Genomic DNA, 609 nt, shown 5'->3' on the forward strand with positions numbered 1-609 from the left:
TGGATGTGTTCATTGATCAGACAACTCCTCTTATTCCAGACAATGATGAAACTCGGGAAACTCAGCCTACGTTGAGCTTTCAGCGAGTGCTTCAACGAGCTGTGTTTCATGTTCAGTCTTCCGGTCGCAGTGAAGTCACTGGTGCAAATGTGCTGGTTGCTAATCTTAGTGACAGAATCGTCACGCGGCTTATCTATTGAAGAAAAATGATATTTCACGATTGGATATCGTGAATTACATTTCTCACGGTATCACGAAAGCATCTGGCGCGAGTGATGACTCTTCTTCGTCAGACTCCTTCGGCAGCGATTCGAGTAGTGAAGAGAGTAGCTCAGAAGAACGCTTAGAAAGTTTTGCTACCAACCTCAATCAAGTTGCGAAAGAATGGCCATATTGATCCTCTAATTGGCCGAGATAAAGAGTTGGAACGTACGATACAAGTACTTTGTCGTCGCCGTAAAACACCCACTTCTCGTTGGTGAAGCGGGGGTTGGTAAGACAGCCATTGCAGAAGGATTGGCGTGGCGAATTGTCGAGGGCTCGGTACCAGACGTTATTAAAGACAGCGTCATCTATTCGCTAGATATTGGCTCATTGCTGGCGGGAACC

Annotated in this window: 1 pseudogene; it reads left to right on the forward strand. The window is 46.3% G+C overall.

The features are described 5' to 3' along the window. Positions 1–609 (forward strand): annotated as a pseudogene (clpA, locus tag CIK04_RS28410) (ATP-dependent Clp protease ATP-binding subunit ClpA); the annotation flags it as partial.

The organism is Vibrio sp. 03_296 (assembly GCF_002265885.1).